We start from the raw sequence: 7,284 nt of genomic DNA, 5'->3' as shown, positions 1-7,284 counted from the left end.
CTGTGAGGAGAGCCAGCGATCACCCGCGGCCGGGGCCGCCCCCCCGGCCGGGGGCCCCCCACCCGCCCCCCCCCGCGCCGGCCCCCGCCCGGGGGGGACCCCCCCGGGGCCCGGCGCCGTGCCTCACCGCTTTCGCCGCCGCGACCGTTACGGCTACCGGTCCGCCAGGAGCGCGTCCGACGAGGCGTCGCGCTGGTGCGGGAGCGGGAGCGGCCCGGAGGGCGCCGCCGGGGGGCCGTCCTGGCGGAGCGAGACCGTCCGCGCGGGGGCGGGGATCGAGATGCCCTCGGCCCGGTACCGCTGGTGCAGGCGCTTGATGAACTCGTGCTTGATCCGGTACTGGTCGCTGAACTCGCCCACACCCAGGATCACCGTGAAGTTGATCCTGGAGTCGGCGAACGTGTGGAAGCGCACCGCCGCCTCGTGGTCGGGGACGCCACCGGTGATGTCGGCCATCACGCTGTCCACGACGTCGAGCGTGATCGCCTCGACCTGCTCCAGGTCGCTCTCGTAGCCCACCCCGACCTGCACGAGGATCGACAGCTTCTGCTCGGGCTGCGTGTAGTTGGTCATGTTGGTCCGCGCCAGGCGCCCGTTGGGGATGATCACCAGGTTGTTCGACAGGTTGCGCACCACGCTGTTGCGCCAGTTGATGTCGACGACGTACCCCTCCTCCCCGCTGCTGAGCCGGATGTAGTCACCCGGCTGGACCGTCTTCGAGGCGAGGATGTGGACGCCGGCGAAGAGGTTGGCGAGGGTGTCCTGCAGTGCGAGGGCGACCGCGAGACCGCCGACGCCGAGTGCGGTGACCAGCGGGGCGATGGACACCCCGACGGTTTCGAGGGCCACGAGCACGCCCATCGTCAGCACCACGATCCGCGTGATGTTCACGAAGATGGACGCGGAGGCCGCGACCCCCGTCCGGGACTGCGCCACCGACTGCACGAGACCCGCGACGACCCGGGCCGCGGTGACCGTGGAGATGAGGATGAGCACGGCGGTCAGGGACTGGTTCACCAGAGCCCCGATCCGGGCGGTGAGCGGCAGCGCCGACACCGCCACGGCCACGCTCGCGATGACCGCGGCCCACGGCGCGACGGTGCGCAGCGAGTCGACGATCAGGTCGTCCCCGGTCCACTTCGTACGGAGGGCGTGCTTGGCCAGCCACTTCAACAGGGCGCGCACCAGCAGCCCCGCCACGCAGCCCGAGGCCAGGGCGATGGCGACGACCACCCAGTCGTGCAGGACGAGGTCACGGGTCAACGGACGTCCTCCGGGCCTCGCGCGTCCGGAGCCGACGCCGGGGACGGGACCGGGGCGGCGGCGAGGAGCGCCGCCGCCGCTCGCCGTATGTGTTGTGTCGTCACGATGTCACCTGTCAGGTCGTGTTGCGTGCCGACCCCGTTCGCAAGGGTGTGCGCATCCGGGGCGAGCTGCCATCCTCCCTCATGGAACCGAGGACTCCGCAGGTGGGCCGGGCACACGGCCGCCCTGCCGCCCCGGCTCGCCCCCGCACCTGCCGCTGACCGTGCCGATGCCCGTCGCCGTCGGTGAACCCGCCTTCGGGTACCCGTGGCCGTGGGTGGTGTCCCGCTGGATCGACGGCGAGGTTGGCGACCGTCGAAGCCCTCGGCGATTCGATGGGCCACCGGCCTGAACGCGCACACCGCCGACGCCGCCGCCGGCCCCCGCATCGCCGCCCGGACCACCCGTCGGATCACCCGGGCGCTCATCGGCTGAGCGACCGTCGGCGCGGACCGGTTGTCGGACCCCCGCCCTAGCATGGCGATCATGAGCAACTCGCAGAACGGTTCGACCGCCGATGTGGTGCGCGGCCTCCTCGCGCCCTCCCCTTCGACCACCCCCGCGACCGTGCCTCCGGCCGGCTCCGCACTCCGGGCGGTCGAGGAGGCACGCCCCGCGCGAACCGTCGGCGCCGATGTCGCCGCCGCCGGCGGGGCGGACGACGAAGCCGCGGCCCGCCTGCGGGAGCTGATACGCGATCACCTCGCGGGCCGTCCCGACCGCTGGCTCGCCCTGCGCGACGCACTGGCCACGCACCGGGGCACCCTGCCCGCCCTGCTGGCCGACGTACCCGATCCCGCACCGGCGGCCGGCCCCGGCACGGTCCGCAAGCCCGTGCCCCGCAGCGTTGACGTCACTCTGGAGCTGCTCCTGGAGCACACCGGGCCCGAGGAAGCGGCGGCCGTGCTGGCCGCCCTGCCCGACCGGGCGGTCGAGGAACTGCTCTCCGGCGGTCCGCTCCCGGGACCCGGCCTCGTCGCCGCCGTCACCGGACACGGGGACACCCGCACCCGTACCGCCCTGGCCCGCCACAGCCGGATCGACTCCCGGGTCCTCGCCCGGTTGCTCGCCACGGGCGACCCCCGGGTCGGCGCGGCCGTCTACCGCAACCCGCGCTGCACCCAGTCCCTGCGCCGCACCCTCGCGCACCGCCTCGACCGGGTCCCGATGGACACGGACCTGCGGGCCGAACTGACCGACCCCGACGGATACCCGACCCTCACCTGGCTCACGCCCCTGCTCGGCTCCGGCGACCCGCAGCTGACCGCCCGCGCCCTGCTGTTCTGCAACGCCCGGGGGGTCATCCAGCGGTACGCGCTCGTCCGCGTGTGGGAATGCGCCGGACCGGCGGCGGTGCGCGCCGTCCTCGACGACCGGACCATCGCGTGGAGCCTGAGCATCCCCGTCGTCGCGGCCGTCGAAAAGGCGCTCGCCGCCGAAGCCCGATCGAACGACGGCGCCGCGCTGCGACTCCTGCGCGAGGGGTGCGAGCCCTACGGGGACCCCGCACGGCTCCCGGCCCTGCTGGCCACCGCCCGCGGCACCAGCACCCTGCGCGACCTGCTCGCCGAACCGTACGCACACGACCTGCCCGCCCTCGCCGAGGCCCACGCGGCCACCCCCTTCATGCCCAAGGCGTGCGAGGAACTGGCCCGCCACGAGGACGCGAGCGACGAGCAGCGCCTCTCGTTCCGCCTCAGCGTCCTCAACGAGCCCTGGCGCGCGGGCGGCCGCCGGTCCGGGAACACGCACCCGCCCGAGCAGCGGCTCGCCCGGGAACCCCTCGACGACTCCGCCGCCCGCTGGGCGGAGGGCATGGTCACCGCCGGGCTGCTGGACCCGGTCGAACTGGTCCGCACCGCACACCCCGCCGTGCACGCACTCGGCGCGCTGACCCGGCTGGCCGACCGGGGACGGCTCGGCGACGCCGCCCCGGCGGCCCTCCGCGAGCTGGCCGCAACCCGCCTCGGCGAGCGCCCCGAGGCCTGGTCCGCCCTGGACGTCCTGCTGCCGGACCACCCGGGCACCCTCCACTCCCTGATCACCGAGGCGGGCGACACCCCGCCCACCGCTCCCGCGCCGGAGGACGGCCCGCAAGGCGCCCCCGAGAACGGGACCGGCGCCGCGGCCCCCGGTGTCGAGTCGCCCCCGGTTCCGCAGCGGCGGGAGGAACGGGCCGCACTGGCGGCCCTCGACCTGCTGCGCTCCCTCTCCGCCGCCCCGGACCAGCTCCCCCTTCCCGCCGACCCCGGCGTCCTCCGCTTCCTGGCCCACCACGGGCAGGACGACGCCCCCGCTCTCGCCACCCCCCGATGGCTCGTCCGCGCCTGCGCGGAGCACGGCGTCGAGTCGCCCCACGACGGATCCTGGCCCGCCGCGCCCGGCGCCGGCGAGGTGCGTGCCGCACTCCCCGAAAGCTGGGCCTCCACCGCCGCACCCATCGAAATGGCCTACACCCAGGGCCTCCTCCCGGCCGAGGAACTCCCCGGCCTGCTGCCGGCCCGCCGCCTGCTCCGCCTCCCCTCCGACTGGCGCCGCTTCGCCTTCGCCGCGGCCTGGCGGGCCGCGGTCGGACGCCTGCTGCGCTCGACCCTCGGAACCGACCCCGACGCCTGGCTGCGGCTGGCCGGGACGGCGTCGGCCGCCGCCGGAACCGCCGACCCCCGGTCGGCCGGCGGACCGACGTGGGCCGAACTGCTGGAACTCTCCGCCGGACCGGCCGACGCCCTCACGGAGAACCCCGCGTACCGGCCGCTGGAGGACCCGGCACGGTCCTCCTCCACCTCCCGCCCCACCACCCCGGACGAGGCCGTCCGCCTCGTGGGAGTGGGCAACCACAGCTGGAGCTGGCCGATCGGCACCCTGCTCTGCCTGGCCGACGCCGACACCGTCGACGCGGTCCTGCCCCGACTCGGCCCCGACGGGCCCTGGCTGCTCGCCGCGTACCTGACGCGCCACGAGCGGACCCCCCGTACCGCCTTCGGCCGGCTGCTGGCCGGACGCGATCCGCAGGCCCTGCGCGTCCTCGCCGCCCGGACCGGCCGACTGGAGGCAGGCTCCGACGTACTGCTCGCCGACCTCGACGAGCCGGAGGTGGACCTCACCCTGCTGCGCTACGGCGCCACCGCGCCGACGGGCCGGCGCATCGTGGCCCGGTCCCGCCCCCACGGCACGTCCGGCACGCGGGCCGTGTCGGTCGGCGCGCTCGCGCTGGCGGACGCCCGGCAGGACCCGTCCGGACGACTGGTCGGAGGGGTCCGCTGGCTCCACTCGGCCGAGCCGGACCTGATCGAGGAGGTCTTCGTCCGGGAAGGGCGCGACCTGAGCCTCCTCCAGCAGGTCTTCGGCTGCATGAACCTGCTCGAACACGGCGGCGCCGACCGGCTCGCCGCCTTCGTCCGACGCGATCTGCTCGGCCGGGCGGCGGCCACCCTGTGCGCGAAGGCGCTGGCGTCCGCGGATCCGGCGGCCGTGCTCCGGGCCCGGGCCGACCGGGAACTGGCCCCGGCGAAGTTCATCGCACGGCTGCGGCGCGATCGTCCCGCCTGGCACGCCCCCGGTGGGGCGGCGACCGTACCCGGCGGCATCGACTGGGAGGCCGTGGAGGCCGCCCACACCGAGGAGCCGCTGCCGCACTGGGGGTGGGTCGTCAACCACGTGGACGCCCCGCAGGGCCTGCGCCTGCGCCACGCCGCCCTGTTCCGGGAGCCGGGCCCGGACGGCCTGCCCGGCGGCGCGGAACTCACCCGGGCCCGCACCCGGTACGGGCTGGGCGGGCTGTACCACTGCCCGCTGCCGACCCAGCTCGACGGACTGCTCGCCTCCGGCATGCTCACCGGCACCGACCTGCTGGAGGTGGCGGCGCCGGCGGCGTTGATGCTGGCCTACCTGAGCGGCGCGACCCGCCGTACGGACGCCCCGGAGCAGGCACACGCCGCCCTGGCGGCCCTCACCGCCCTCGTGGCCACCCGCCTCGGCAGCGACCCGGAGGCCTGGCGGCGCGTCACCGACCGGCTCACGGGCCGGGACCCGGCGTGGGAGCCCCTGTCACCGGTGGCCGCCCTGCTGGCCTGACTCGACACGAACGCCCGTACGGCCGACGGCCGTACGGGCGGATCGCCGTGTGCGGCCGCCGTAGGGTGCGTGGACGAGGAAGGGACAACCCACATGGACAAGGCGCGGATCCTGCTGCTCGACGCGGCCCCCGGCGAGCTGATGGCCCGCGAACTGGACCGCCTGCTCGGCCACGGGCTGGAGATCACACTGAACCTCCGCAGGGTCACCGACCACGCCGGGACCCGGGACGCCTGGGGCGACCGGGTGGAGTTCACCGACTTCGACGCCTTCGACGAGTCCGCCCTGACCGCCGCGACCGTCCGCGGCGCAGAAGGCTACGACGCGCTCAAGTCCCGCGCCGGCGTGCCCTTGCGCGCCGGGTTCCTCGCCGCGGCCACCGATCCCGCGCTCGTCCGCCCGCTGCGCGTGATCGGGCGGGCCGGGGCGGGCACCGACCACGTTGAGCTGCCCGCCGCCGCCCGTCACGGCGTCACGGTCACCCACACCCCGGGCTCCAACGCGGGCGCCGTCGCCGAGTTCGCGCTGGCCCAGCTCCTCGCCCTGACCCGCGACCTGCCGGCCCACAACGCGACCGCGCACCGGGGTGTCTGGCGCGCCCCGGCGGCTCCGGCCGCGCAGCTGTCGGAGCTGACCCTGGGCATCGTCGGCCTGGGCCGCATCGGCTCGGCGCTGGCCGGACGGGCGGCGGCCCTGGGCATGGACGTCCAGGGGCTGTCCCGGCAGCACCGGGCCGGGGCGCCGGCCCGCCCGGTCCGCTCCCTCACGGCGCTGCTCACGACCAGCGACGTGGTCTCCCTGCATCTGCCGCTCACGGCGGCCACCCGGGGGATGATCGGGCGGGCGGAGCTGGCGCTGATGCGCCCCGGCTCGATCCTGCTGAACACCGCCCGCGGCGGGATCGTCGACGAACAGGTCCTGGCCGACGCCCTGCGCGACCCCGGGCACCCCCTGGCGGCCGCCGCGGTCGACACCTTCGCCCACGAGCACGCGGCCTTCGAGTCCCCGCTGTCCGGCCTGCCGAATGCCCTGCTGACCCCGCACGTCGCCGGGATGACCAGGAGCGCCATGAGCACCGCGGCCCTCCACTGCGCGGACCACATCGCGGCCCTCCTCGGCGACCGTCCGGACGGCATCCCCGTGGTGAGCGCATGACCGCGTGACGCGCGGGCCCGCCGCGGTGGCACGATACGCGGATGGAGTGGGCGGAACTGGAAGACCGGGCCGGGGCCCTGGCGGCCGCGGGCGGACGGCGGATCCTCGGCATCGCGGGACCGCCGGGAGCGGGCAAGTCGACCCTGGCCGGGCGGCTCGCGCGGGCACTGGGCCCCGAACGGGCCGTCGTCGTACCGATGGACGGGTACCACCTCGCCCAGGCCGAGCTGGTCCGGCTGGGGCGCGCGGACCGCAAGGGGGCGCCGGACACCTTCGACGCCGCCGGATACCGGGCCCTGCTCGGGCGGCTGCGCGCGGCGGCCCCCGAGGTGGTCTACGCCCCGGCCTTCGACCGCGCGCTGGAGGAACCCGTCGCCGGCAGTATCGCGGTGCCTCCCGGAGTACCGCTGGTGATCACCGAGGGCAACTACCTGCTGTACGAGGCGGGGGAGTGGGCGGGGCTGCGCCCCCTGCTGGACGAGACCTGGTACCTGGCTCCGGACGAGGACCTGCGCGTACGCCGCCTCGTCGCCCGGCACGTGCTGCACGGCAGGAGCGAGGCGGACGCGGCCCGGTGGGTCTCCCGTTCGGACGAGGCCAACGCCCGGCTGATCGAGGCCGGCCGCCACCGGGCCGACCTGGTGGTGGACTGACCCACCCGGTGCGGCGCACCGGTGGCGCCGACCGACGGCGCGTACGAGCCGTGTCGGCGGACCGCGTCGGCCGGGGCCCCCGCGGACCGGGCCCCGG

Annotated in this window: 4 protein-coding genes and 1 pseudogene; 4 read left to right on the top strand and 1 reads right to left on the bottom strand. The window is 76.1% G+C overall.

Annotated features, from left to right (window positions below; genetic code table 11):
• Positions 1–153 precede the first annotated feature (153 nt).
• Positions 154–1,263 (bottom strand): mechanosensitive ion channel family protein, encoded by a 1,110-nt coding sequence (locus tag ACEPPI_RS39110; RefSeq protein WP_373920015.1) that lies wholly within the window; start codon positions 1,261–1,263, stop codon positions 154–156.
• A 235-nt stretch (positions 1,264–1,498) separates the two neighbouring features.
• Between ACEPPI_RS39110 and ACEPPI_RS39105 the strand changes: the two are divergent.
• The 4 genes and pseudogenes from ACEPPI_RS39105 to ACEPPI_RS39090 form a co-directional block, all read left to right on the top strand.
• Positions 1,499–1,640, top strand: a pseudogene (locus tag ACEPPI_RS39105) (phosphotransferase); the annotation flags it as partial.
• Positions 1,641–1,791: 151 nt separating this feature from the next.
• Positions 1,792–5,379 carry a hypothetical protein gene (locus ACEPPI_RS39100; RefSeq protein WP_373920014.1) on the top strand — a complete coding sequence of 1,196 codons (3,588 nt, stop codon included), beginning with the start codon at positions 1,792–1,794 and terminating at the stop codon, positions 5,377–5,379.
• 93 nt (positions 5,380–5,472) lie between these two features.
• The gene (locus tag ACEPPI_RS39095) at positions 5,473–6,534 is read left to right on the top strand and encodes an NAD(P)-dependent oxidoreductase (RefSeq protein WP_373920013.1); all 1,062 of its coding nucleotides are present in this window, start codon (positions 5,473–5,475) and stop codon (positions 6,532–6,534) included.
• Between the two features lie 41 nt (positions 6,535–6,575).
• Positions 6,576–7,187: a nucleoside/nucleotide kinase family protein gene (locus ACEPPI_RS39090; RefSeq protein ID WP_373920012.1), complete on the top strand. Its 612-nt coding sequence runs from the start codon at positions 6,576–6,578 to the stop codon at positions 7,185–7,187.
• The last annotated feature ends 97 nt before the right edge of the window (positions 7,188–7,284 follow it).

The sequence above is a fragment of the Streptomyces sp. AB3(2024) genome (genome assembly GCF_041862025.1).
GTDB lineage: Bacteria > Actinomycetota > Actinomycetes > Streptomycetales > Streptomycetaceae > Streptomyces.
The sequence above is the reverse complement of the archived record's forward strand: the minus strand, read 5'-3'. Positions and strand labels throughout refer to the sequence as shown.

Coding starts and splice junctions, on each gene's coding strand:
- ACEPPI_RS39090 (WP_373920012.1), top strand. CDS start 6,576: ATGGAGTGGGCGGAACTGGAAGACCGGGCCGGGGCCCTGGCGGCCGCG.
- ACEPPI_RS39100 (WP_373920014.1), top strand. CDS start 1,792: ATGAGCAACTCGCAGAACGGTTCGACCGCCGATGTGGTGCGCGGCCTC.
- ACEPPI_RS39095 (WP_373920013.1), top strand. CDS start 5,473: ATGGACAAGGCGCGGATCCTGCTGCTCGACGCGGCCCCCGGCGAGCTG.